At 44.5% G+C, this 25,441-nt stretch carries 17 protein-coding genes; 10 read left to right on the forward strand and 7 right to left on the reverse strand.

Annotation, left to right across the window (positions count from 1 at the left end; all coding sequences use genetic code 11):
* Positions 1–177 precede the first annotated feature (177 nt).
* From BM607_RS14805 to BM607_RS14830, 6 genes are all read left to right on the forward strand, one after another.
* On the forward strand, positions 178–1,125 hold the full coding sequence (locus BM607_RS14805) for a LysR family transcriptional regulator (protein ID WP_071940142.1): 948 nt from the start codon (positions 178–180) through the stop codon (positions 1,123–1,125).
* Positions 1,126–1,435: 310 nt separating this feature from the next.
* A complete protein-coding gene (locus BM607_RS14810; RefSeq protein WP_012088411.1) occupies positions 1,436–2,644 on the forward strand; it encodes a NupC/NupG family nucleoside CNT transporter in 1,209 nt (402 codons plus the stop codon).
* A 350-nt stretch (positions 2,645–2,994) separates the two neighbouring features.
* Positions 2,995–5,292, forward strand: coding sequence for a hypothetical protein (locus BM607_RS14815; protein ID WP_071940141.1), 2,298 nt, complete (start codon positions 2,995–2,997; stop codon positions 5,290–5,292).
* 12 nt (positions 5,293–5,304) lie between these two features.
* Entirely contained in the window at positions 5,305–7,035 is a 1,731-nt protein-coding gene (locus BM607_RS14820; RefSeq protein ID WP_071940140.1) for a hypothetical protein, read from the forward strand.
* 127 nt (positions 7,036–7,162) lie between these two features.
* Complete coding sequence (locus tag BM607_RS14825) at positions 7,163–9,475, forward strand: toxin-antitoxin system YwqK family antitoxin (RefSeq protein WP_071940139.1); 2,313 nt, start codon at positions 7,163–7,165, stop codon at positions 9,473–9,475.
* Between the two features lie 140 nt (positions 9,476–9,615).
* Positions 9,616–10,713 (forward strand): calcium:proton antiporter, encoded by a 1,098-nt coding sequence (locus BM607_RS14830; RefSeq protein WP_071940138.1) that lies wholly within the window; start codon positions 9,616–9,618, stop codon positions 10,711–10,713.
* 29 nt (positions 10,714–10,742) lie between these two features.
* Here BM607_RS14830 and BM607_RS14835 read toward each other — a convergent pair whose 3' ends face one another.
* From BM607_RS14835 to BM607_RS14855, 5 genes are all read right to left on the reverse strand, one after another.
* Positions 10,743–12,368, reverse strand: coding sequence for a rhomboid family intramembrane serine protease (locus BM607_RS14835; protein ID WP_071940137.1), 1,626 nt, complete (start codon positions 12,366–12,368; stop codon positions 10,743–10,745).
* 191 nt (positions 12,369–12,559) lie between these two features.
* The gene (gene pbpG / locus BM607_RS14840; protein ID WP_011847623.1) at positions 12,560–13,525 is read right to left on the reverse strand and encodes a D-alanyl-D-alanine endopeptidase; all 966 of its coding nucleotides are present in this window, start codon (positions 13,523–13,525) and stop codon (positions 12,560–12,562) included.
* 395 nt (positions 13,526–13,920) lie between these two features.
* Entirely contained in the window at positions 13,921–14,412 is a 492-nt protein-coding gene (locus BM607_RS14845; RefSeq protein ID WP_071940136.1) for a GNAT family N-acetyltransferase, read from the reverse strand.
* A gap of 178 nt (positions 14,413–14,590) precedes the next feature.
* Positions 14,591–15,310, reverse strand: coding sequence for an LrgB family protein (locus tag BM607_RS14850; RefSeq protein ID WP_071940135.1), 720 nt, complete (start codon positions 15,308–15,310; stop codon positions 14,591–14,593).
* 2 nt (positions 15,311–15,312) lie between these two features.
* Complete coding sequence (locus BM607_RS14855) at positions 15,313–15,747, reverse strand: CidA/LrgA family protein (RefSeq protein WP_006082862.1); 435 nt, start codon at positions 15,745–15,747, stop codon at positions 15,313–15,315.
* Between the two features lie 122 nt (positions 15,748–15,869).
* Here BM607_RS14855 and BM607_RS14860 point away from each other — a divergent pair, with 122 nt between their 5' ends.
* The gene (locus tag BM607_RS14860; protein WP_063883785.1) at positions 15,870–16,760 is read left to right on the forward strand and encodes a LysR family transcriptional regulator; all 891 of its coding nucleotides are present in this window, start codon (positions 15,870–15,872) and stop codon (positions 16,758–16,760) included.
* 7 nt (positions 16,761–16,767) lie between these two features.
* On the opposite strand, the gene BM607_RS14865 is transcribed toward BM607_RS14860, so the two are convergent.
* Entirely contained in the window at positions 16,768–17,649 is an 882-nt protein-coding gene (locus BM607_RS14865) for a hypothetical protein (RefSeq protein ID WP_071940134.1), read from the reverse strand.
* A 369-nt stretch (positions 17,650–18,018) separates the two neighbouring features.
* Between BM607_RS14865 and BM607_RS14870 the strand changes: the two genes are divergently transcribed.
* Genes BM607_RS14870 through BM607_RS14880 form a run of 3 tightly spaced genes read left to right on the forward strand, consistent with a single transcriptional unit; the run spans position 18,019 to position 20,159 of the window.
* A complete protein-coding gene (locus BM607_RS14870; RefSeq protein WP_071940133.1) occupies positions 18,019–18,753 on the forward strand; it encodes a basic amino acid ABC transporter substrate-binding protein in 735 nt (244 codons plus the stop codon).
* 7 nt (positions 18,754–18,760) lie between these two features.
* Positions 18,761–19,441 carry an amino acid ABC transporter permease gene (locus tag BM607_RS14875; RefSeq protein WP_006082866.1) on the forward strand — a complete coding sequence of 227 codons (681 nt, stop codon included), beginning with the start codon at positions 18,761–18,763 and terminating at the stop codon, positions 19,439–19,441.
* Positions 19,434–20,159 (forward strand): amino acid ABC transporter ATP-binding protein, encoded by a 726-nt coding sequence (locus BM607_RS14880; protein ID WP_071940132.1) that lies wholly within the window; start codon positions 19,434–19,436, stop codon positions 20,157–20,159. Before BM607_RS14875 ends, BM607_RS14880 begins: the two co-directional genes overlap by 8 nt.
* A 710-nt stretch (positions 20,160–20,869) precedes the next feature.
* Here BM607_RS14880 and BM607_RS14885 read toward each other — a convergent pair.
* A complete protein-coding gene (locus BM607_RS14885; protein ID WP_071940131.1) occupies positions 20,870–25,012 on the reverse strand; it encodes a hypothetical protein in 4,143 nt (1,380 codons plus the stop codon).
* Positions 25,013–25,441 lie beyond the last annotated feature (429 nt).

A 25,441-nucleotide genomic window follows, 5' to 3' on the forward strand; every position in this document is an offset into this window, starting at 1 on the left:
CTTGCGGGTGTTAACATTTAGCTCAAGAGTAAAGGAAGTATCGCACTTAGGGCAACTGACTTTAGTGTTAGTTTTAGCCATTTGCAGTCTGCCTTAAAATAATACAAGTGGCATAAACGACTGTCGGTTAGCGCTAGGCTAGCTTAAAATAGCGATTTAGATTCTAGAGGGCTTGGCGTGATACAACATAGAGCTAGCCAGATGGTGATATTTCACACTCTGGTGACCAGTGGCAGTTTTACCCAAGCGGCGGCTAAGTTAAAAACCTCGACCTCCTATGTCAGCAAGCAAATTGGCGCGCTGGAAGCTGAGCTGAACTTGCTGTTAGTGCAGCGCACTACTCGCACCTTAGTGTTAACTGACGCTGGCCAGCAATTTGCTCATTATTGTGAGCAAGTGTTTGAAGCGACGCAAAATGCCGATGCCATGATGCTGGATGCCCGCGACGACATTAGCGGGACGATTCGCCTCGGTTCTTCCCAATCCTTTGGCACCTTACACATCATCCCCGCGCTGGAAGTGTTGCAGGAAAAATATCCCGAATTACGATTTGAGCTGAGCCTGTTCGACCATAAGGCCGACATGCTAGAGGAAGGCCTCGATCTGTGGATCACTAACCATGAACAGCTGAACGATGGTTATATCGCCCAGCATCTCGCCGAGACTAACTTTGTGGTGGTCGCCTCCCCCGATTATTTACTCAAACACGGCGTGCCACACCATCCACGGGAGTTAGCTCAACACAATTGTGTTATCTATCAAAGTAAAAGCCGTAATTATGATCGATGGAGTTTTGCTAAGGATGACCATGAGCAAACCGTCAATGTCGCGGGCAATTACCGTGTCGACTTAGCCGAAGCTGTGCGTAATGCTGTGATTGCAGGAAGAGGTATAGGCTACGTGGCCACGTATTTACTCAGTGATGAGTTTCAAAGCGGCAAGCTCATTCAACTCTTACCCGATTGGAAACCGCTGCAACAGATGCCCGTTTACATGGTTTACCCAAGGCGGCGCCATTTACCGACTAAGTACAAAGTGATTATCGAATGTTTAAAGTCCCATATCGGCCACCCGCCCTACTGGGATAAAAAGCTCAAACCTTGGTTAGGTAAGACCGTCACTTAAGCTATAGTCATTTAAGCTACAGTCACTTAAGCAACAGTCACTTAAGCTGCATTTCAAACCAGCACTGACTACTGCACCAGCCTAAAGTCGTCTGTGGCGTGATTTCTATTATTGCCGCAGACACAAATATTATTTCCTCTGGGCAACAGTAGTCAAAATCGTTTTTATTATCCAGCATAAACAGCAACTTAAATAGTTGCTATTTTCGACACTTTTATCGTAACAGCCCAGTAACGCCCTCGGCTTGCCCTTACGCTGACTCGGCCTACAATGCGCGACTTCTTCTATCACTCAAAAGAATAAACCCATTATGACCGCGATATTAGGCATGATTAGCATCTTGTTTTTTGCTTGGTTACTGTCAGTGAACCGCAAGAACATTCCCTACCGCACTGTGATTTTAGCCCTAGGCCTACAAATTATATTTGCCCTGTTAGTGCTCTACGTCCCTGCGGGTAAGGCCGTATTGCAGTCTGTTACGGCGGGCGTGTCGAGCGTGATAGCCTACGGCAACGAAGGGATTGGTTTCCTGTTTGGCGATCTCGCCACGGGTAAAGTCGGCTTCGTATTTGCGATCAATGTGTTAGGTATCATCATCTTCTTCTCGGCGCTGATTTCTGCCTTATACCATATTGGGTTAATGCCTAAGGTGATCAACATTATTGGTGGTGGTCTGCAGCGTTTACTGGGCACGGGCCGCGCTGAGTCTTTATCTGCCACGGCGAACATCTTCGTCGGCATGATTGAAGCGCCGCTGGTGATCAAACCCTATTTAAAGCACATGAGCGATTCGCAATTCTTCGCGGTAATGAGCTGTGGTTTAGCCTCAGTTGCGGGCGGCACCTTAGTGGGGTATGCCGCTTTAGGTGTCGATCTTAACTATTTGATTGCCGCAGCCTTTATGTCAGCACCTGCGGGTCTGTTGATGGCAAAAATCCTCATGCCACCCAACGAAAATGACAAAAACAATTCAGATGAAATCACCTCAGTCGAACTGCCACGCGCCACCAATGTGGTTGAAGCCTTAGCCGATGGCGCTATGTCTGGCATGCGGATTTCTGTGGGGATCGGTGCCACGCTGCTAGCTTTTGTCAGTGTTATCGCCCTGCTGAACGGCATGTTAGGCGCTGTGGGTGAATGGTTCGGTTACCAGTTAAGCTTCGAATTTTTGCTCGGTTATCTGTTCGCGCCTATGGCGTGGCTGCTGGGTATTCCTTGGCATGAAGCCATTACTGCGGGCTCGCTTATTGGCCAAAAAATCGTGGTCAATGAGTTTGTTGCCTTTATCCAGTTAATGAAAGTAGAAGACCAACTGAGTGCCCATTCTCAGGCAGTTGTCACTTTTGCCCTGTGTGGTTTTGCGAACATTTCAACCATGGCTATTTTGATCGGTGGACTGGGTAGCATGGTGCCAGAGCGCCGCGAATTTATCGCCCGTAATGGTTTTCGCGCCATTGCCGCCGGTGTATTTGCTAACCTCATGAGTGCAGCAATCGCCAGCGTGATCCTCTCGCTGTAGCTTGTTTTCGATAACAGGTTTCTGTCCTCGAGTATCAATCACTGATCTCGATCATCGAAATAGAAAAAGCTGCTCCCAGCGTAAACCCAAATCAAGCACGCCTTGGTTTGGGTTTTGTTTTATACCCCGCTTAATTATCCGCTTAAGCTCGTCTTTACTGCCGCAAGGCTGACCTAAACCTCGTCGCAAACAAATAAGCACGGACAGTCTCTTTACCTTGCTTGCTCGCCTTTTAAGCGCACATTTTGATGACGTCGTTTTATTGCCTCAGATAGTTTTTGTGTATAATGTCGCCAAACTAAGATTAATACATTTACATTTCAATAACATGCGTAGCCAAGGGAGTACAAATGGCCACAGGGAAATACAAGGCAGTTCACGCCGCAATCGCACTGACAGTGGCAAGTATCACACTCTTGTTAACCGCCTGCGATGACTCAACGACGTCCTCAGAATCGGTTACGGCGAATATACCCACAGATCGCGAGTATCAGATTATTTCTACCATAAGCCTCAACGATGGTTTCGAAACTCGCAAGGTGTTGCAGGCACGATTACTGCTGGATTACCAATTACAAGATGCAGAGGGTAAGGCGGCCAGCTTAACCACACCGTTAACCCATAACGCCCGCTTTTTTATCCAACCTAACCTGCTGCAAATTAGCGATTATGGCATGCCGATCCCGGTGAGTAATATTGACCCCAAAGGCAAGTCCAATGAAATCGTTCAGTTGGTTAAAGATGGCTTTAATGTGGAATTTAACAATGGTGAAGTCCGCGAACTGACCCCCATTGCCAAGATGGATCAAAAAGATATCAAGGAGTTATTTGAGCGCTGGCAAAATCTTAATAACTTGTTTAAACAAGTCCCAACCTTGCCTGTGGCGCTTGAGCCTAGCGTCGGTTATAGCATCAACGCCCCCATGGATGCGCGCTTAACTTGGACGGTTGAGCAGGTCAGTGAAGATAAGTTGATCGCTGTTTTACAAGGGGAGAAAGACAAGTATAAGGCCTATGGCAAGTTCGAAGTTAACCGCAAAACCGGTTGGTTAGAGAGCATGGCGTTTTTTCAACGGGAAGAGCGCCAAGGGCGTACCTTTACCCACCGAGCCGTGATGACGCCTAAGGAGAGGCCGTATATCATGAGCACGCTTTGGCATGCCGATGATAGCTTTGATGCTGAGCGCGATAGGGATGATAGGCAAAAGGAGCTATACCGCATTAGCGATATACCGCAGGAATATCGCCCCAATAATGAGGCATTTATAAAATCCTTATTACCTGATCAACAAGGTATTTTAGATAATCTTGGCCCTTGGGGCACTGATACCCCTGAAGATCTGCAATTGCGCTTTGTCCACAATATGAGTCCGCAATATGTGGAAGCCGATGTGCGTTATGAAGACTTAACCGCCGATGACGCAAACGGCAAACCGATTGACATTCACTTCTGGCAGCATGGCAAAGGTTGGGCGAGGAATTATAATCCCTCGATTGAGTCTGCAACCGATATTATTGCTACGGGTTGGGATAACACAGCGAATAAACTCAAGCAGATAGACCATATTAATGCCAAGCTATCGCTCATCCCACAGACGAATAAGATCGTCGAAAAGTCGTGGGATGAACTGCTGGCAACACCTTACACGGTTGGCGATGCCAGCCTAACAATCCAAGTGCTCGATGCCGAGGCGAAACTCTTTAAAGTCGTGTCAAAACAGAGTGAGGATCAGAGTATTAATCTGCCTTTCCAACAATTTAAAGGCATGATGGCTGAGGCCCGTCGCGAAGGTAATTATCCCTCTTGGCTAACGGCGACAGAAAAGGAACTGCTAGAGCAATTGATTGGAGCCGATGAGCCTCATCATCTCACCAGCACCGCACTGTTACTCAAGCTGGATGAAATTCCTAAAACCCTGATGTTAATTGAGCAACAACCCCAGCCGGAGTTGACTCAAACCAAAACGATCCGCTTTGTACAATTTAGCGACTACAACAAAAATCTGGCTAATCCTCCCACCGAGTTTGGTAACGCTGGCCTAGGTAGCTTTATCAATCCGGCGCTAGATGCTGCAAAAAATGAGTTCAGTACGATCCAAGGGATAAAACCTGTAACTGACAATGGTCATAATCTGTATATTCCCATGTCAGCTGCCTTGGCAAGCGCCTGCAAACCTGAAATAGATCAAGGCTTTAATGAGGGTAAAAATCCCGTCACTTGGCAGTTTGATCCCAACGCCCCAAACGGGGCAGCCTATAGTTTGATGACCCCAGACCGCGTGCGGCAGTTTTTCTACGATAAACAGATCAAGGGTAAGATCCGTTGCCAAGGTGATATCCATTGGCAGCCTTTAGAACTGGCTGTAACCGACCGCCCTTGGTTAATCGATTTAGAGTCTTGGCTGACGCAAACCGGATATGGCAATGAGCCAAGTAGCGATCTTAAAAATTACTTTAAGGTCGAAGATGCCCAAGGCAATCTGTTAACCATTCGACTCCCCGAAAATACTGAGCAGCGGATAAACGAGGTGCTGGTCGATGGTCGCTATTTAAGTATCGCAGGCCCCGCCGCCAAGGTGAGTTATATGACGATCACCAAAGAGCCCGTCGATATCCCCTATGAATTCACCTTTAAACCTTTGCCATAAAAAGGAGCAGTTATGCATATATTTACAGTAAAACGGCTCCTTGGAGCACTCGTGCTTATCAGTACCCATGTCAATGCGGAAAAGGTGTTACTCGATGCCCATTGGAAGGTTGTCAAAGATGAAAAACAGGCTCAGTACTATTTTGAGCAACCCGTTGTTCTGACTGATGGCTACTATAAGGTCGAGGTTTACTACAAAGAAAAAAATATGCTTTTCTGCTCAACGGCCATCGCCGATAAAAATATCGGTAAGGCCCTCACTAGCGAGCAATTTCGCGGGCCTTATCAATGTAACTTCGACGATGGAAAGCCCTACGAACAGGGCTTTCGTAACGCGCAAGGTCAGCTCGATAGCGTAATCAAAAAGTACAATGCCACTGGCCAATTATATACTGAGTCACACTATGAAAATGGTGTGAAACAAGGCCCTGAAACGGGTTATTGGAATGGCGGCAATATCCGCTACAAAACCGATTTTAAAGATGGTCAACAAGTCGGCATCAGCGAACATTTTGGCCCCGAAGGCGAAGTCACTGCCAAAATTTGCCATGACCCTACCTGTGTGAGCCAATACTTTAACCTTGGCAAACTTAACCGTGAGGAGCACAAGGTCGATGGCCTACTGCAAGGCACTGAGACCACTTGGGGGTTGAACGGGCAAGTCATCTCGACCCAAGAGTGGCTTAAGGATAAAAAACACGGCGACTATTTTGAATATTTTGACAATGGTAAGGTAAAGCGGCACTTTCAATATAAACAGAATTATAAGGTCGGTGAGCAACTGGCTTACTATGAAAATGGCCAACTCAAATTAAAGGAAGTGACCAACGATAAGGGTGATGTCCTCCAAGCTATCGAATACGATGAACAAGGGCAAATTAAAAAAACCACAGACAGCAGATACCAAGGTAATAGCTGGGTTTATCGTAAACTGCAGCGCTATCGCGATGGCCAATTGATTGAGACTCAAGAAGAAGACAAACTCAAAAACTGGTCACTCTCCGAAACCTTCAAAAAAGGCTTGTTAATCGAGCGCCAGGAGCGACTCAATAACCAATTGAATGGTTTACAGCTCAAGTCCTTTGACTACAACGATGTCATCACCCTCTCCCGCGAATATTATGAGGCGGGTAAGCGTGAAGGCGCCTATGAAACGGTAAAAATTGAGCCTGCCACAGGGAAAACTCAGCTAGTAGAGCAAGGTCAATATGCCAAGGATAAACAAGCAGGCACTTGGAAGAAATTTCAAGACGACGCCACCCTCACCTATAGCCACGATGATAATGGTGAGCTCCACGGTGAATACCATAACGAGACCAACTCAGGCCAGTTGCTTGAGTCTATTCACTTTAAACATGGCAAGCTCGATGGATTAGTACAACGTTACGCCAATAATGGCCAAGTGTATGAAAAAGGCGTATACCGCAATGGTGAACAGGATGGCGATTGGATATTTACCGATGGTGAGTACGGTTTCCGCCCAATACCCAACCCTGAAAGACGCTATTGGTATGGTCGCTTCGACCAAGGTAAACGAGTCGGCCATTGGGAATTGCGCTCATCTGAAGACTATGTGCTCCAAATCGCCAATTATGACGAACTAGGCAGGCTTGATGGTAAACAATACGAGTTTGAGGATCATGGCTGGATACGGGTGATTAATAGCTACCATAATGGCCAGTTTTTAAATCAGGAAATGCCACCACCTGTGGTCACTTCTGATGATGTTTTCCCTCGGTTTTAGCTTAAGCCTAGACGCTGTGCACTGCATGTAAGTGCACAGCGCAATAGATAAACCAAGCAGTTTAAAATTAGGATTCTTATATAGGCCGCACATACCTTGGCCTTAAGACCCAGAACAAGGAATCAGCATGTTCAATACCCCATTTCGCGTGATTAGCCTCGCCATTGCAGGGGCTAGTATAGTGAGTCTCCATGCGCAGGCAGCGCAAAACCTCTCCTCCATGATGGTCGAAATTCGTCAGCAAGACGGAATCCCTAGCTACTATAACCTCGCCACTGGCATGCCCTTAAATGGCGATATCGCCATAGTCCGCGATAACCAAGGTTATACCTTAGGGCATTTTTCCGAAGGGATACCTAATGGTAAATGGCAAGTATTTCATACGAATAACAGCAAGCTTATCGAAGGAAACTACCTGCAAGGTTATCAAGATGGCACTTGGCGACTGTTTGATTTGAGCGGCGCAGTCACAGAAGAGCAGCAATTTACCAAAGGCGTGCCCACGGACGAATGGAAGGAATACAACAGCAGCGGCCAGCTTACCCAAACAACGCACTATAAAGACGGTAAAAAAGAGCAAGTAAAACGCTTCTATGCCAGTGGTAAACTTCAAGCCCAAGAAAGCTACCTCGATAACCTGCGCCACGGTAAATGGGAAAGTTTCTATGAAAACGGTACTTTATCCCAAAGCCAAAGCTATGCGAACAACCAACTCTCCGGCCCCTATTTAGAACAAAATCCCGACGGGCAAGCCTCTGTGACAGGCCGCTTCGATGCCGAAGGCCGCCGCCAAGGATTGTGGGAAACCTTCTTCGACGATGGAACTAAATCGAGCGCCAGCCAGTTCAACCTTAATCAACTCGATGGTGAAGAACGGACATTTTACCCCAATGGCGAACTCGCCAGCCTCTGCCAATATAAGGCAGGGCAACGCCAAGGCAAGTGTCAGCAATTTAACGATGCGGGTAAATTACAAGTTGAAGAACAGTATGTTAACGACGCTTTAGATGGGCAGCAGCAATATTTTAATGCCGAAGGAAACCTCACCAGCGATCTCAACTATAAACAGAACCAACTTGCCGGTACGCAAAAGTATTTCTACGACAACGGCCAACTTAAAGAACTGCGCAGCTATCAAGACTCAAAGCTGGCTGAGAATGGCCAGTATCCGCTTCATGGCCCATCGGAGCGTTATGATGCCGAAGGTAATTTACTCGAAAAAAGCCACTACGACATGGGCATTCGAGATGGGCTATTTGAGCGCTATAGCGCAGGCAAACTGCAATCTTCTGAGCAATGGCAACAGGGTCAGCGACACGGTGAATCACGCCGTTACCATAGCAATGGTCAACTGCGCAGCTTAGATGAATATGTCGAAGGTAAACTGACGGGTAAATCCGAGTCCTACTTTGAGGATGGCACTGTTAATGAGCGGGGCAAACGCATTAATGGTCAATGGGTTGGTCAATATGAATCCTTTTATGACAATGGCAAGCCTCGCGAACTCGCCCATTACGCCTCGGAGAAAAAGGACAATGCCAGCCGTTATCCGCTCGATGGCCATTTTGCTCGCTGGTATGCCAATGGCGATCCCAATGAAGAAGGCGAATATCAAAACGGCAACAAACAAGGCTTATGGATCCAGTACAGCGAAGGCCTAAAACAACGGGAGCAAACCTTCGCCGATGGCAAACTCAATGGTGACTACATAGAGTATTACCACGGGCGTCGCCGTGTGGCTGGGCAATATCTCGATAATCAAAAAACAGGTCTGTGGATTGACTACCGCTACGAAGAAAAAGACCCGACCTATGGCGCTATTCCAGAAGGGAATATCCAGCAAAAAAGCCATTGGCAGGAAAACAAGCGTCACGGCGTTAGGGAGTTTTACAGCTTTAAACAAGTGGTTTACCGCTCCGAAACCTATGATAAAAATGACAAAACAGGCCCGTATGCCGAATATTATCCCAATAATGGCCAGCTAAAACTCAGAGGCACTATGGATAAAGGCAATCAAACTGGACTATGGGAAAGCTGGTTTGAGGATGGGATGCAAGCGGCCAGCACTGAGTTTTTAGACGGACAAAACCATGGTCAATCGAAGGAATACTACAGTAACGGCCAACTCAAACTAGAGGCCACTTATGCCAAAGGCTCGTTCGATGGTCAAGTTAAACAATATCACCAGAACGGTAAGCCACAACTCGTTGAAACTTGGGTAAAAGGCCAAAAAGAAGGCGATGCCAGCTATTATCACAACAATGGCAAACTAGCCGAACAAGGTACATATCTGAGGGATCGCAAGGAAGGTCTGTGGCAAAGCTTTTGGCCTAATGGCGAAAAACGCACCGAAGGCAGTTACATCAGCGACCGAGAATCAGGGGATTGGAATCACTATGATCAACTCGGCAAACTGATTAAAACCGAGCACCACGGCTAACGTAGAAATGGGGTTGGGGATTACAGCGATCTAGCTCAAATATTTATCCTTAACCCCAAATCTAAAAGAAGTTTCATGCAAAGTGTGCCATAACAAGTGTCTATACTAACGGCCTTTTTTTCGCTTTGGACAAACTGCCTATGAAGACATTTATGAAAGACGAGTTCGCTCTGCTACTGGGAATACTGACCTTAGTATTCTTTAAAACCGGTGGCGATAGCCTACTCGCCGATGGCACTGCGCTTTCGACCTATATTCCCGTATCGCTCGCCCTATTGGGCGTTGTCACTTGGGCCATCTTCTCAGTGGTGCGCCACTCTGATGCGCTAGCGATTAAGCTTGGCGATCCCTATGGCACCTTAATCTTAACCCTGTCAGTCATATCACTCGAAGTGGTGATGATCTCCTCCGTGATGCTGACAGGGGAACCTAACCCTGTGATGGCGCGCGACACTATGTTCGCCGTAGTCATGTTGATTATCAATGGCTTAGTGGGATTCACCTTATTACTTGGCGGCTGGCGTTACCACACCCAGCTTTTTAATTTAGATGGCGTAAAATCCTATTTGGTCGTCATTATCCCCCTCGCCTTACTCTGTTTAGTACTGCCCAATTTTACCGAAGGCGGCACTATTGGCAGCATGTCTAAAGCCATGTCTTGGATGCTGATCATTATTTCGATTCTGCTCTATGGCGTATTTTTAGTCGTACAAACCAAGAGCCACAGTCATTTCTTTGTCGATGCAGACCATGAAGATCACGAGGAACACCACGGCATATTACGCAGTAATGCCTATCATACTGTGCTATTGATTGGTTACTTGCTGGTGGTGATCTTATTGGCAAAAACCTTAGCCATGCCAATCAATTACAGTGTCGCTACCTTAGGCGCACCGCAGGCATTAGGTGGCTTTATCGTGGCCTGTTTGATCTTGTCACCCGAAGCGGTGGGCGGATTTAAGGCGGCGTTAAACAATCAATTACAGCGGGCGATGAATCTGTATTTCGGCTCAGTACTCGCCACAATTGCCCTTACTGTTCCCGCAGTATTAATTATTGGCGGCGTGATAGATCAAGAAGTGCATTTAGGCTTGTCACCCGCCGACATGGTGCTGTTAATCACCAGCTTAATGGTCTGCAAGGTCAGCTTCAGCAGCGGTCGCACCAATGCTCTGCATGGCGCGACGCATATAGTGCTGTTTATCGTTTACTTGTTCTTAATGTTTGAACACGCCTAAATCTTCTTAAATCCAAAGCCGAGCGCGACTTATTTGCGTCTCGGCTTACGTTTTTTAGCTGGGCTATGGCCCTCAATCTTCCGAGCTCTCTGAGCACCTCGAGCCCCCTGAGCACCTCGAGCATAGCGCAGTGAAAGGTAACCCAACACTAACCCACTCAGCAATCCGCCAATATGGGCAGCATTGTCCACTCCACCCAATAATCCTGCGACCAAACTTATGGTCACAAAAAATGCCAAGTTAATACTCAGTACCCAGTTGATATCCTCAGGGAAAATCTTTTTCCAAGCCCAAATCACGAGTATTCCTAATAGCCCCATAATGGCGCCCGATGCACCGACACTCACAGTGGCATCATACCAACAGATACTGGCGATACTGGCCAATACCCCAGTGATCAAATACGCCAAAAATAGTCGCCACTTACCGAGTACAGGTTCAAGAAAGCTGCCGACAAAAAACAAGCCGTAAAGATTCAGCGCTAAGTGTGCTAAACCGCCATGGATCAAGGTACTCGTGATTAAGCGCCACCACTCACCAGCAAGCACTTTAGGTCGAAAGTTAGCACCCCATTCAAGCATGAAACTACCCTGTAAATTAATAAAATGTTGGCTTGACCATGCCATAAAGATAAACACTAACACATTGAGATACATCAGAATAGGAGTTGCAATAAAACCCGGCTTGGGCCGTATCATTTCAAAAAAATCGTTAAGCTCGGCGATTGTGCCCGCATGATTCAAACGCTTTGTAACTGTGTCAGCTTTTAGAGCCTCTTCATCCAGTTTCACCCGTAGCAAGAGCACAAACCAGACTAAAGCACCTGCAACAAACCAAATCAGCATCCAAGCGAGTTTATTGCCATTACGGGCTTCAAATGGCTCAAACTTCGGCATAAAAATCGTTGGGTATTCAGCTTGATAAAGCGGACTTTTTTCCGCTGCGCTAAGTAAGTCTCTCTGGAGAGATGAAGGGGCTAATCGTTCAAGGTAAACAAACGTTTGCGGGTCAAACTTATCAAACTCACGTTGGGATTGAGTCAAAAACGCCTTGTATGCTTGTTCTTTTTCATCGGGTTCGAGTCTATTACTGATCTCCTGCTGATAAATTTTGCCATACCAAGCTAAGACAGAAGTTCGGCGACGATCGGCGCCACTCGCAAAAATCGGCATCGCAATATAGAGCGTCATATTCAAGTGACTGTTACTTTTTCCTGTAACCTCAATATTTCGCTGCACACCAATTTGCGTCTTATAAATATAAGCTTGCTGTAACTGGTAATACTGTGTCTTTTTATGCAGATACAATTCTTGGATCGATGCTAATTGGGTTAACTGACCCGTTGCTGTTTTAAGATATTCCTGCGCAATAATACAAGGCACAGCCACGAGCTGCACGGCGAAAAGTAGATAGAAAAAGCGTGAATTATCCTTAACAAACTTCAGCAGTTTTAGCCTTGGCCTCAGAAAAACAAGCAACAAGAGCCATGACAGTATCAGCGGTAATCCCAAATTGACCAGATCTTCATCTATGCTAAAAAACTCAAATTTAATCAACAACAGCCAATGGATTAAGCTGTAGCCAGAGATAAATAACAGGCTCGTGAATAAGAAGGGAAAATAGATCAGTTGAAGTTTTTTTAGCAGTACATCCACGCGTATTTCTTCCTTGAGTACATCAATCACTATGGTAATAATACCACGGGGAATTTACCAAAATCATCAAGTACTTACAGTATTAAAAAGCCAAAGGCCAGATGGATTGCTCATCTGGCCTTTGGTTTTTTTAGTCTTTATAAAGCCGTTAAGGCAAGAGATATGCTCCTGCTCGACTTCTAGGTCAAAGCCTAGGTCTCACTCAACTTAGCTAATTGCTGCTGGCTACGCTGTTTCTTATATTGCTTAGCTTCGGCTGGGATCGGGGTGACTTTACCTGTCTCTAACCAGTTACGTAAACGGTTTGCATCGGCGATATGGGTATATTTGCCGTAAGCATCGAGTACCACAAAGGCCACTTGGCGTTTTGCCATTTCGGTGCGCATCACTAAGCAATGCCCCGCTTCGTTAGTAAAACCGGTTTTGGTGAGATGGATATTCCAGTTATCTTTATAAACCAAACGGTTAGTGTTGCGGAAATCTAAACTGTATCTAGGTTTAGCAAAGGTGACCGTCTTTTTCTCGGTCGAACTCAATTGGCCTAGCATAGGGTAACCTTCACTGGCCTTAAGCAGCACAATTAGGTCGCTGGCGCTGGAGACGTTTTTGTACGACAAACCCGTCGGTTCAACATAACGGGTATTCTTCATGCCCAGTGCTTTAGCTTTGGCATTCATCGCCTTAATAAAGGCTTTGTGACCACCGGGATAATGGTGGGCAAGGCTCGCTGCTGCGCGGTTTTCTGATGACATTAAGGTCAGCAATAACATGTCTTTACGGCTAATTTCACTGCCGATACGCACTCTAGAATATACGCCGCGCATTTCTTTGGTGTCGTTAATATTAACCGCTAACTTTTCGTCCATCGCCAGCTTTGCATCTAAGGTCACCATGGCCGTCATCAGCTTAGTCACTGAGGCGATGGGCACCACGGCATTAGGGTTACTCGAATATAAAACTTCATTGGTTTTAAGGTCGACCACCATAGCGCTACTCGATGCCACTTCTTGCTGTTTTGCAGGTGCTTTTTTAGCGGGTGCATTTTTGTTGGCATGTTTAGTAGTGACAGAGGCCGAATCGGCTGAATGCGCTGTCGCGGCAACAGTGAGACTGCTGCATACAAGGATAAAACTACTGAGCAGAAAACGGATCTTCATTTAGATTTCACTGAATAGATAAGGGATAGATTGTGCTATGGCACAAGGTTTGGCTAAGTATAGGAGTTCTACCGTGAAAGAAATAGAATGCAATTAGACTTTTATCTGCAAGATCAGCAGTTTCTCCTCAATTTTTATTATGTAAAACCAGCTTAACCTGTCACTAATCTTGAATAATCAAGCGGCTAGATCCAGCCTTTTGACTTACTACAGCAACTACGTCTTTAAAAGAGGGTTTTGGCAGTGGAATCATTGGCTATAAAAATAATGGACGACTTTTTGCACTTTTAACAAAAGCGGCTGCAGTTCAGGGATTTTAAGGATTGGAAGACGTGATTTATGGCGTATAAACGCATTAACATACGCCATAAATGCCGCGATTGTGCCGTTATAAGCTAACGTAAAACAAATTCGAGCAATGCTTCAGTATCTTGGCTCTCTTGAATTAATTGACCCGTCAGCACAAACCCGTGTTTTAAGAGGACTCGCTGGGAAGCCAGATTATGCTTAGCGACTTCGGCAAAGAGTGGTCTCGCACTCACTAAAGGCAAGAATTGCGCTAAGGTTTGGGTCGCGATGCCTTTGCCCCAGTCGTCACGGTCAATCCAATATCCTATCAGCGCTTGCCCGTCACTGTGCCAATGGCCTATGTTGCCCACAAACTTGCCATCAAAATCGATAGCCCTTGCTAGCACATTGACTTGCCCTAGAATATTCCCATGCCAATGCTTAAAAAACGCTTCCCGATCCCTTGGCGGAAACTGAGCAAGCTGATTAGCAATAGGATCGCTTTGATGGGCAAAAATTGCCTCAAGATCAGTTTCATCAACCGGACGTAAACTCACGCTTAGTTGTGTTTCTAACGGTTTATCTCGCTCATTAGACATCTGTAATCATCCTGAATACTTTGTATTTCAACTGGGTACAGCATGCCATATTTAGGACGGGTCACAAGCAAAAAAAAAGGCGCATAACTGAGAAGGTGTTAGCGCCCGAAGAGGCAAATTTGCCAAAATTGAGGTGTGTAAATTCAAGCCATAAAACTCACACGATAGAATTCAAAGCCTAGATAAAGATCAACGCAAAAACGGGGGCGCCTAACACCATAGCGATACCAATAAAAATCATCGTTAAACTGGCGATAACGCCTTCTTGCTGGCCGATTTCAGTGGCTTTTGCCGCGCCAGCACCGTGGGCCGAAGCGCCGAGTGCCACACCTTTACCTAACGAAGTACGAATCCGCATAAATTTGAATAGTGGCTCGCACACCAACATGCCGATCACGCCTGTGATTAACACCATCATGGCCGTCAACTCAGGTACGCCGCCAAAGGCACTGGTGGCCTCCATAGCAAAGGGCGTCGACACCGAACGCACCAGCAAACTCTTAGACAATTCCACCGGCAGAGGTATAAATTTCACCAGCAACCAAGAAGATATCATCCCCAGAAATAATCCGGCCGTTACACCTAACCCTATCGTCAGCGGATATTGGCGGATCAAGTTACGCTCACGATAAATCGGCAAAGCAAAGGCGATAGTCGCGGGCGCTAACATGGCCATCAACCAATGGGTGTATTCAAAATAGGTTGGCAGCGGGATCTTAAGATTAAACACCAATAAGGTAATCACTATCGGCGCCAACACTATGGGCGCTAACCACCAGACTCTGTGGTACTTATAGAGACGCTTAGCGCCGAAGTAACAAAATACCGTCAGTAATAAACTAAATAGGGCTAATCCGGTCTGCGACAACACAAAATCCACCACTCTTGAGTCAGTCATAACTAAGCTGCCTTAGCGTGGCGACGGGCCTGCTTTTTGATGTTCAGTTGGCGCTCAAAACGAAACACTCTATCGACCACAAAGCCAGTACCAAACATCACGCACACACTGCCCATCACTAAGGTGAACAATATATTGGTACCGTATTGCTCAAATAAACCTTCGTACTTAATGACCGAAATCACTGGCGGGATAAAAAACAGCAATAATTCACCAATCAACCAAGCGGCACCCAGTTGTACGGCATTTTCGGGGATGAGTTTAAAACCTAATAAAAATAAGAGTATGCCTAAGCCAATCACACTCCCAGGAATAGGAGAATGTGCCCAAGTGGCGAACCAGTGACAAGCGAAGGACAGTAAACAGAAGAGGCCGATTTGGGTTAATAACAAAGCCCAATGTCGACACTGACGTATTGCGGCTTGTGGGAATGACATGATTTTCTCGGTTAGAACAAAGTTTTCTATGGGGCTATTCTAGGCTTGCTTATTTGATAAAAAAAATGAATATTAAGAATGTAATACATGAATTTTAAGAATGCATTTAAAGGTGAAGCCCAATGGACCTCAAAGTTATTCGCTATTTTATCGAAATCGTCGATGCCGGAGGCTTTGGTAAAGCCAGCGATAAAGTCCATCTCACCCAACCTGCGTTATCAAAAGCCGTGCGCCAGTTAGAACAAGAACTCGATCTCACCCTGCTTGAGCGCGGTAAACGCGGCACCCAAGTCAAACTCACTCCCGCAGGCGAAGTCGTTTATCGACACGGTAAAGACCTGCTCGCAGGGCGGCAACGCATGCTCGCCGAACTCACGGCGCAGCGCAGCTTAACCGCTGGCGAACTCAATCTGGGATTAGCGCCGCTCGGCAGCGCCGAGATTTTTGCCCCCATTATTGCCAAGTATCGCCAGCAATATCCGCAAATAGACATGCACTTGCTCGTCCGTGGCGGTGTAGAACAAACTTCGGCGATCCAAAAGGGTGAGATTGAACTGGCCACAGGGATTATCGATTTTGATGACGGCTATGATGGGATTCGGGTGTTTAACGATCCTATGGTAGTGGTGCTTCCCAAGGAAAATCCGTTATCCACCCGACAGATATTGTCGTTTAGTGATCTCAGCGCCGATCCTCAAGTGATGTTCGAAACTGAATACACCCTCTATCAATTAGTGCTCAATGCCTGCCGACACGCCGGATTTGTCCCTAAAAACATCACCCGCGTTAGCCAAGCCGATTTCGGGATTGCCTTAGTCGCGGCGGGCACTGGGGTGATGGTATTGCCGCGCTCCATCGCGCGGCGCTACAGCGTACCCGGCGTCGTGAATATCCCGCTGGCGAGTGACGAGCTGCGCTGGGAGTTATCGCTCTTTTGGCGCAAAGACCAAGTATTGTCCTTTGCAGCTCAAGCCATGATCGCTTTAGTCGAGAAGCACTTAACTCATAAGTAACACTATGTTACCAAGGGAACACTAAGCTCAAACGCACTAGCGTATCGCTATCCCATGGCAGAATAGGCAAATACTCAGCCGAGTTAATATCGACTTTGGCATAGTGGTCTAAATTGTATTGCGTGTGCTCGGCGCTCAACACGAGCAAGCTGTTAGGCCGCCAAAAATCGGTTTGGTAACTCAGCTCAAAGCGATATTGATTCTCTAACCATTTGCCCTCGTCCTGCCACGTTTGCGCGGCCACTTGCATATGTAGCTTAGGCGTCACATCCGCACCGACACTTCCCATAAAGGTATAAGCAAACGTACCGTTGCCAAAATCGCCACGATCGTAACCTCGGGTTCTAGGCACATCGTCATCGATTTCGAGATAGTAATAACCCGGCCCCGCCTTCAACTGGGCCTGTAATTGTTGTCCGTCAAAGTTAGCCGTCAGCCCAGGAAATACCTTAGCTTGTTTCTCCACCGAGCTAACGGTATTACGCTTTCCTTGTAAGTCGAACTGCCAACCCAATGAAAATTCAGGATTAATACGATACAACTCACCACTCGCAGCATAGGTGGACTTAAACCACACAGGGATATGGTCAGGGTCGAGTTTATCGACATCTACATCTATATAGGCATCCAGCGCCGCCGTCAGCAAAATATCACTTTGGGTTTTATGTTCTAACAATAGACTCGCATTCACCCCTAAGGTGTGAGAATCCTCGACCACAAAATCATGGCTGCCTAAGCTGTAATGCCACTGAGTTTGCTCTTCGGCCTGCAGTGCACTCGATAAGCACAGGGCTAAACACGCTAATGCTGAGTTGAGATAGTTCACTTTTGACTCCTGAAACATCATTTCTGGCTTGATAATCAAATCAGCCAGAGGGTTAAACTGCATAAAATAGGAATAACACCAACTAAGGTTGCCGTTAAAGAGCGGCTAAACTAGCCAATTTAATCGAAGAATAATAGGCGATAGTGCAAATTATGACACTCTCATTGAGATGCTGCTAATAAACACCACAGAAGTACAGATAGCCAAAAACCTAACAGTAACAATAGATATAGACCAAGGCACAAGAATTCAACCCAGAAAAAACAACTTATACACAAATTTGTACGGGAAAGCAGCGGCCCTCATTCTTGCGACTGAAAACCGTAAAAATAAAATGAATTTTTAATCAAATTAACAGCATAATTATTGACACAACATGCTCATCTGCCTATAGTCGCCACACTGATAGTGAAATCGACAAGAGAGTCTTAAATGAAAAAATCCATGTTATTAGGCGGCCTGACCTTAACTGCCACCTTGTTGTTAGCTGGATGCGGAAAAAGCGATGACGTGTTAGTCGTTGGCACCAATGCCGCCTTCCCTCCTTTTGAATATGTTGGCGGCCAAAGTGGCGATGAAATCAAAGGCTTTGATATCGATCTGGCCAAGCAAATCGCTAAAGATGCCGGCAAGACGCTGAAAGTCGAAAACATGAAATTCGATTCACTGATCGTCGCGCTCAACTCAGGCAAGATTGATTTTATCGCCTCAGGCATGACGATTACCGCTGAACGTCAGGCAAACGTAAACTTCTCAGAGCCATACTACGAAGCGACCCAAGTGGTGCTGGTTAACAAAGATAACAATAGTATTCATACGCTTGAAGATATTAAAGGCAAACACTTTGCGGTGCAGTTAGGCACAACCGCTGACATCATGTCGAAAAAATACACCCAAAATATCACCGCCTTTAATACGGGTTTCGAAGCCATTATGGAGCTTAAAAATTCAAAGGTAGATTTAGTGTTATTCGACAGCGAACCAGCCGCTAATTATCTGGCTAAAAATCCTGAATTAAAGATGATCAAACTGGATTTTCCTGCTGAGTTTTATGGCTTCGCCGTGTCAAAAGAGCAGCCTGAACTGTTGGCGAGCATCAATAAAACACTGGCTAACATGAAAGCCGACGGCCAATATCAGACGCTCGTTTCTGCCCATATAAAGTGATATCAGCATGATAGACGCAATTAACAGCTCGCTGTTCAGCCCAATTGGCGAAGACGGCATGATAGGTATACTGCTGATATTAAATGGTTTGAAGGTGACGTTAATCGTCACTTTCTTCGCCATGTTATTAGGCGCAGTGTTAGGCATTGGCACCACCTTTATGAAGATGTCGTCTAAGTGGTATATCCGCTTCCCCGCCAATCTTTATGTCGGTGTTATCCGTGGTACGCCAGTGGTTGTGCAGTTAGTGATCCTTTACTTCATCGTGCTTTCAGCCTTAGATGTCGATAAAATCACCGCCGCCATCATCGCCTTTGGTCTCAATAGCGGCGCGTATATCTCTGAGATTATCCGCGCAGGCATTCAAGCCGTCGACAAAGGTCAAACCGAAGCGGCCCGTTCGCTCGGTTTATCGCAAGCGATGACCATGAAGTCGATTATTTTGCCCCAAGCGATCAAGAATATTCTGCCCGCTCTCGGAAATGAATTTATCGTGCTCCTCAAGGAAACCGCCGTTATTGGCTTTATCGGTGGCGTCGACCTTATGCGCGCCGGTGAAATCATCCGTAGCCGTACCTTCGAGGACAGTGTGCCGTTATTTACCTGTGCCCTTATTTACCTATTCCTGACCTACAGCTTCACGTTTGTGCTGTCGAAATTTGAAAAGAGGTTGAAACAAAGTGATTAAAATAACCAACCTGCATAAAAACTTCGGCGATAACCTCGTGCTCAAGGGCATTAGTGAGCATATTCGTCAGGGCGAAGTGGTGAGTGTGATTGGCCCAAGCGGCAGCGGCAAGAGTACCTTTTTGCGTTGTATCAATCTGTTAGAGCAGCCAAGCCAAGGCGATATCGAGATTGAAGGCCAACTCATCACAGCGCCAAATGCGAGCGTAGATAAACTGCGGCAAAAAGTGGGTATGGTGTTTCAAAACTTTAACCTGTTCCCACATAAAACCGTCATTCAAAACATCACCTTAGCGCCCATTAGCCTAAAACTGATGACGCCAGCTCAGGCCGAAACGAAAGCCCTCGACCTACTGGCACAGGTTGGCTTGAGTGACAAAGCCAATGCCTATCCCGCCAGTTTATCGGGCGGCCAAAAGCAAAGGGTCGCCATTGCCCGCGCATTAGCGATGGAACCAGACTTGATGTTATTTGATGAGCCGACATCGGCACTCGACCCAGAAATGGTCGGCGATGTGCTAGACGTGATGAAAGACTTAGCGCTAAAGGGCATGACCATGGTCATTGTCACCCACGAAATGGGCTTTGCGCGCGATGTATCCGATCGAGTGATATTTATGGACGGCGGTTATGTAGTTGAATCAAGCCCGCCAGATGAGCTATTCACCAATCCCAAAGAAGCCCGTACCCAAGCGTTTTTAAGCAAGGTACTGCGCTAGCTTAAGCGGATTTAGTTAAATTCATTATTGGAGGCAGGGGCGGATTGCCATCTTGCATAACTCTCTGGCTTGCCTTTTTAGCACTAGCGTAACCTGTAGATTTAAAAGAGATACATAACCCACTTTTAGACAGAAGCACGTAAAAAAATAGAGGGTTAGTACGACTAAATGACTTGTTACTTGGTAACTTAAATGCTGGCTCCTACGGATGGGCAAGCCATGGCATTCGCTCATCGACTCGCAGCCAGTCCATCCGTGGATGCTCGACCGCCCCGTCCTTGGGGCGGACGGTCGTCTCGCAAATCACCCTAGCTCACCGTTTTGGCATTAGCATAACCAGTAGATTTAAAAGACACCGGACATACGCAACATACTTTTGGACAGAAATGTGTTGGAAAGTAGTGTTTGAGGAACAGTAATTTCAGTTGTTAGCAGTTTAGCGTTTACGGGTATCCACTCGCACTAGCTTACCATGGCATTCGCTCGTCGACTCGCAGCCAGTCCGTCCTTGGATGCTCGACCGCCCCGTCCATGGGGCGGACGGTCGTCTCACCAATCACCATGGCGCACCTTTCGAGCATTCGCGTAATCTGTAGATTTAAAAGCCTTACGCAGCACGCTTTTGGACAAAAGCAAGTTAGAGCAAAGGCACTCGTTAAAGAGTGACTGATTAGAAAAAGTATCTCAGTTAATTCAAAAGCACTAATTCGCTACGACCCATTTATCTCCATTTTTAATATTTGCAATTTTTCTAATGCTTCAATAAGTAATTCTGCCCATGCTTTACAATCCCCAAAAAAAATATTTACCTTATTACTTTCTGAGTCTTCGTAGGGTTGAATTGCATGTTCACACCGTTCTAAAATAGAACACATTTTTAGACAGCCATTACTAATATCCTCTCTTGCCTTTTCTATTAGGTTCCCAGCAGAATTAATATGACAGGTTAATGTCTCAGCTAAAGGCTTCAAATAGCTTTCTAGTATCTCAACTCCAGTTTCATTTACATTTGAATCAAGAGTTTCGAAACAATGTATATGGTTTATTATTCCGAAAATACTACCTACTTCGTGCTCTAATTTTTCTAATATATCTCTGTTGGCTGTATCCGTATTTTTAATCTCAAGGTAAGTTAACGCTTCAGGGGCAATTGGACGAGGTAAATAGGTGTAGAGTCTTTCCTCATTGATTACTGGCTCACTACCGATAAAACAACTAGTCGAAACTACCCAAGCGCTATTAGATACAGCATATCCATTGTTAGTTGGTACAATTACAAAATTGTCCCACAAATCCGTCAATACAAAATATTTAAGGTCAGTAAAGTTTACCGGTCTAACAGCTTCAGTTAACGCATCAACAGTATTTATTAAAACGCTTTCCATGTAAGCTAAATTATGAAATTCTACTTTAATCCAAAGGGCACTTTTTCCTTGGTATTCATAATTTTCACTTAAAATTGATGAACTCATGCAATAGTCTGACATATTGTCAAGTGATGTTTTAACAGAGTTTATCAACTCATTTTTTAATTTAGTTATAATTGATGAAGCTCTTATATCTGGTGAATCTTTCCAGTACTTTTCAGGATGGTGAGCAAATTGATACCAAAGTGCCCAAGCTTTACTAAATTTTTCTGTTTCTGTTTTTTCCAACTGGTGAAGTTTTTGATCAGGAAAAAGGTCACTAAAAAGTGACCTGAACTCATGCTGAAATCGTTTCAAGTTTTTGGCAGCATCATTAAAATTAACACAAGAAAGGTGAGTATTATGTTCATTAAATATATGACCTAAAGATTCGTTACGTTTGTATAGCTCATCGTGCTGTTCTTTAGGTAATCTGCCTATAAGGCCATTAAAGATTAGGATGACGTTAGATTGACTAAAAAAATTGGCTAAGGGAAAGGTGTAATCTCCAAGTGATTTTCTAAAATTTGTTGAATCGTTTTGCATTGTTCTAAATATTGCAGTATTTTTACTGTGCTCTTTATCGTTGGGTAATGTTCCTTCACTGGTAATCCCCCAAGGATCAACCGCAAGCTTAGGTAACTTAGTTAGCTGCCAATTGATTTTCGCTAGACTTTCCCAATATTCGCTATCGATTTTTCCAGTACCGATAAGTGATCGGGATACCCGTTTTCTGAAGTATGCTAGTAGCGTTTTATTTAATGTAGTCAATCCAGTTATAATTTTTTCCCTAACTGATAAGACATTGTTTGCGTACTCTAGCCAATCATTTGGTCTAAAGATGTAATCAGCATAATTAGTCCATATCGAGTTAACACTCACGAATTGTGGTAGAGGTATTGCCGACTTAATAATGTTTTTATGGCTTTCATCTAATGGCAACTCCATCAATATATTTTGGTGCCCGTAACCTTGAGTACCGTATTTTTCTTTATCAGGAAAAAGCTTTCTTAATATGGTTGCCCTAGTTACTGACATTTCATTTATATAAGTTCCATTATATTTATTTGAGTCAGCGCCTACAGCGGGAATAATATAGTGAATAGTTGGATTACTTTGTTGTTCAAGCCAAATAGTCTGAGTAGTCGTTTGGAAAATACAGATGATTTTTTGATTGTTATTGTTTATAAATGATTGATATAAATCATAGGAAAAGTAAAATAGACCTATAGTTAAATCTGCTAATGGTACAATATCTTCAAATGTAGACTCAATATCTATCTTAAGTACCCAAGACAGATCTAACTCATTATCAATATCTAACTTATCTATCCATAATAAGACTTCCCCCATTCCCGACCAGTCACTGTTGCTATAAGGTACCAATAGGTTATTAGGAATATGTGTTAGCCAAACCTTCAGGTAACGATACACTGTATTCGGCTCACTGATCTGCTGCCTTAGCACCTTGATACGTTCAATGGCAATTGGATTGTTTTTTCCAAAAATATTTATCAAGTCTTCGACAGGATCACTTTCTATTGCTCTTCCAATATCTTGATGTAAAATCAGTGACCATCCATCACCTCCAGCAAGTAATCGTGAAGAGTTAATAACGTCTCTATTCTCAATTACATGATTACGAATACCAAACCATAATAATGCTCGCCCTATACCAGCAACGGCCCCCCAAGTTTCAATCTTAAGCTTCATTAGATTACTGAATAGCATTTCAAATTCGTTTGGTTTTTCAACAAAAGAATATAGCAGGAAGGTTTCAATATCGGCTTCAGGAATACTTGGTAAAACAGATATAGCAGATTCGATCCAAGGTTCAAAAGCTGGGTCAATCAACACCTCAACAAGTAGTTTTGAGCGAATAGGATGTAATGCTTCGATATGAATTTTGTCAGCTGTTCGACGAATTAAATATTCATCTTCGAACAGACTAAAGGTACCTTGTGGATCTTTTAAATCGGTAGTTTTTACCAGTGACTTAATGTCTACTCTGACCTCATGAGAGGTTGCTATAGCACAAGCCAATAAAAATTTAATTGCTGATGCCTCTAACTTACCTTCTCTAACTTCAGTTCTTAAACGGTTAACCTGAGAACTAAGCCTTCCTTTAAGCGATTTAGTTTGAGTAAGAAAGAATACATATTCCAACAATGAACCGTTACCACTGAACCCTAACCAAGCTTGTTCAAAAGATGGATAAGGCTTGGCAACTCCTTTTTCTATCAAATTTAAGTAAATATGCTTAGCTTCCTCTTTGGAAAGCAGAAGCTTTACAAGGGCCGGGAAACCTAACTGATCATTTGAAATATTCTGTCGTGCCAAATCTTCTTCTCTGATTGATATGAGGATTTTTATGTTTGGCCTTTCAAGCAAAGCCGCGACTAGAGATGTCCAATCGGGGTCCCTTGGGCTAACATCAATATATAAGTATAAAGTTGCATCGAATATTGCTAATTGATCTGCAATAGCTAAAGCTATTGTTTGTGCGTGGGATCGGTCTTCAATAAATTTAACTTGTAGCCGCCAGGCTTCAGGAACATATTCATATAGATAACGATAAGCTAAAGAGGTTTTCCCCTGACCTGATGCACCGTGAATAATGACAGTTTGAGATATTTTAAATTGGTTATCTATTTCTGTTAGTTGATCTTGCCTAAGGATATCTAATTGAGCTTGAATATGACTAAATCTAGTTGATACTCCTCGATAGTATTCTTTTTCTAAACTATTTTTTTCGATGGTGTTATTGCTTTCTAAAGGTGTTACGGACTTAAACCATTCGTGATGGTGTGCCTCTCGCTCCGCAAAGTATCGACCTATTGACTTAATCTTTTCAAAAAGTATTTCGTGAGTGATTTTTGTTCTTTTTTCTGATGCTTCTAGCAACCAAGAGGTTAACAATGATAATGCATGCTCAGTTGAGCCAGATGTTAATGTTTGCCTCAAGCACCTAGAAATATCAAAGTCCAACTGCTCCTCCACAACAGAGCCCCAAACTAATCTTTTAAATAGTAGGTCAATTTGTGAATTACAGATTTTTAATTTTACTAATTTTTTTCTAATCTTATTTTGGTTAGCTACTTTATTTATATCTGAGATAGACCATGCACTTTTCAGTTCATTACCTATTGTACCAAAGCTAATCACTTCTACTCGTGGGGACTCATTACTCTTCAATAAATCTAAGCTGCGATGAATAAATGTATCAGCTTTATCAGCCACGATGAAATCGGACAGAGAAAGGGGATCACTAAGCGCTTTTATTTGTACAGCTCTTACTAATTTTTCGCCTTGGTATACAGCTAAATCCTCGTTACCTTCAGGCTGAAAAATTAACTCAGAGTCTTTCGACTGTAAAATTTCGTGCAAAATGTATAATGTTTGAAGTCTGTAACCCTTTAAAGCAGCTTTCGCACCTGAATTACTCACACAATCCCTTATTCATTTTAAACCGACTGATAATCTAATATATTGATAAATATTGTAAGTTTCAACCAGAAACAGAGCCACATACGGACATTCTATTCCCGTGAAGACAATACTCTGCTGCTAGAGTAATTATTACTCCAACTTTTAGTCAATCGTGCAATTACAATCTCCGTATTTAATCGATGTGACTCATTTCTGCTAGAAGCGGCTGTATACCATTTAAGTGAGGAGCCGATAAGACCAAGAAAAGATGGAACAGGATAACTTCTAGATTGTGTAAAAACCTTTCAGATTAGCTTTCTATAGCCAAAGCTTTACTAGCCCTATTTACCTTTTGAACTGCGAAACTAACTTTGGGGCAAAAGCTTTTTAGGATGGACTTGTGAATTAGGGACTTAGTTAAGATTGGTATTGTTGTACCAGTGACCG

Origin of the sequence: Shewanella sp. SACH (assembly GCF_001887095.2) — a bacterium.
In the GTDB taxonomy this organism is placed as follows: domain Bacteria; phylum Pseudomonadota; class Gammaproteobacteria; order Enterobacterales; family Shewanellaceae; genus Shewanella; species Shewanella baltica.

Bases quoted from the DNA above. Each gene is read 5' to 3' on its own strand.
- BM607_RS14865 (WP_071940134.1), bottom strand. From the start codon at position 17,649: ATGCAGTTTAACCCTCTGGCTGATTTGATTATCAAGCCAGAAATGATG.
- BM607_RS14825 (WP_071940139.1), top strand. From the start codon at position 7,163: ATGTTCAATACCCCATTTCGCGTGATTAGCCTCGCCATTGCAGGGGCT.
- BM607_RS14810 (WP_012088411.1), top strand. From the start codon at position 1,436: ATGACCGCGATATTAGGCATGATTAGCATCTTGTTTTTTGCTTGGTTA.
- BM607_RS14830 (WP_071940138.1), top strand. From the start codon at position 9,616: ATGAAGACATTTATGAAAGACGAGTTCGCTCTGCTACTGGGAATACTG.
- BM607_RS14845 (WP_071940136.1), bottom strand. From the start codon at position 14,412: ATGTCTAATGAGCGAGATAAACCGTTAGAAACACAACTAAGCGTGAGT.
- BM607_RS14860 (WP_063883785.1), top strand. From the start codon at position 15,870: ATGGACCTCAAAGTTATTCGCTATTTTATCGAAATCGTCGATGCCGGA.
- BM607_RS14820 (WP_071940140.1), top strand. From the start codon at position 5,305: ATGCATATATTTACAGTAAAACGGCTCCTTGGAGCACTCGTGCTTATC.
- pbpG (WP_011847623.1), bottom strand. From the start codon at position 13,525: ATGAAGATCCGTTTTCTGCTCAGTAGTTTTATCCTTGTATGCAGCAGT.
- BM607_RS14870 (WP_071940133.1), top strand. From the start codon at position 18,019: ATGAAAAAATCCATGTTATTAGGCGGCCTGACCTTAACTGCCACCTTG.
- BM607_RS14850 (WP_071940135.1), bottom strand. From the start codon at position 15,310: ATGACTGACTCAAGAGTGGTGGATTTTGTGTTGTCGCAGACCGGATTA.
- BM607_RS14855 (WP_006082862.1), bottom strand. From the start codon at position 15,747: ATGTCATTCCCACAAGCCGCAATACGTCAGTGTCGACATTGGGCTTTG.
- BM607_RS14875 (WP_006082866.1), top strand. From the start codon at position 18,761: ATGATAGACGCAATTAACAGCTCGCTGTTCAGCCCAATTGGCGAAGAC.
- BM607_RS14815 (WP_071940141.1), top strand. From the start codon at position 2,995: ATGGCCACAGGGAAATACAAGGCAGTTCACGCCGCAATCGCACTGACA.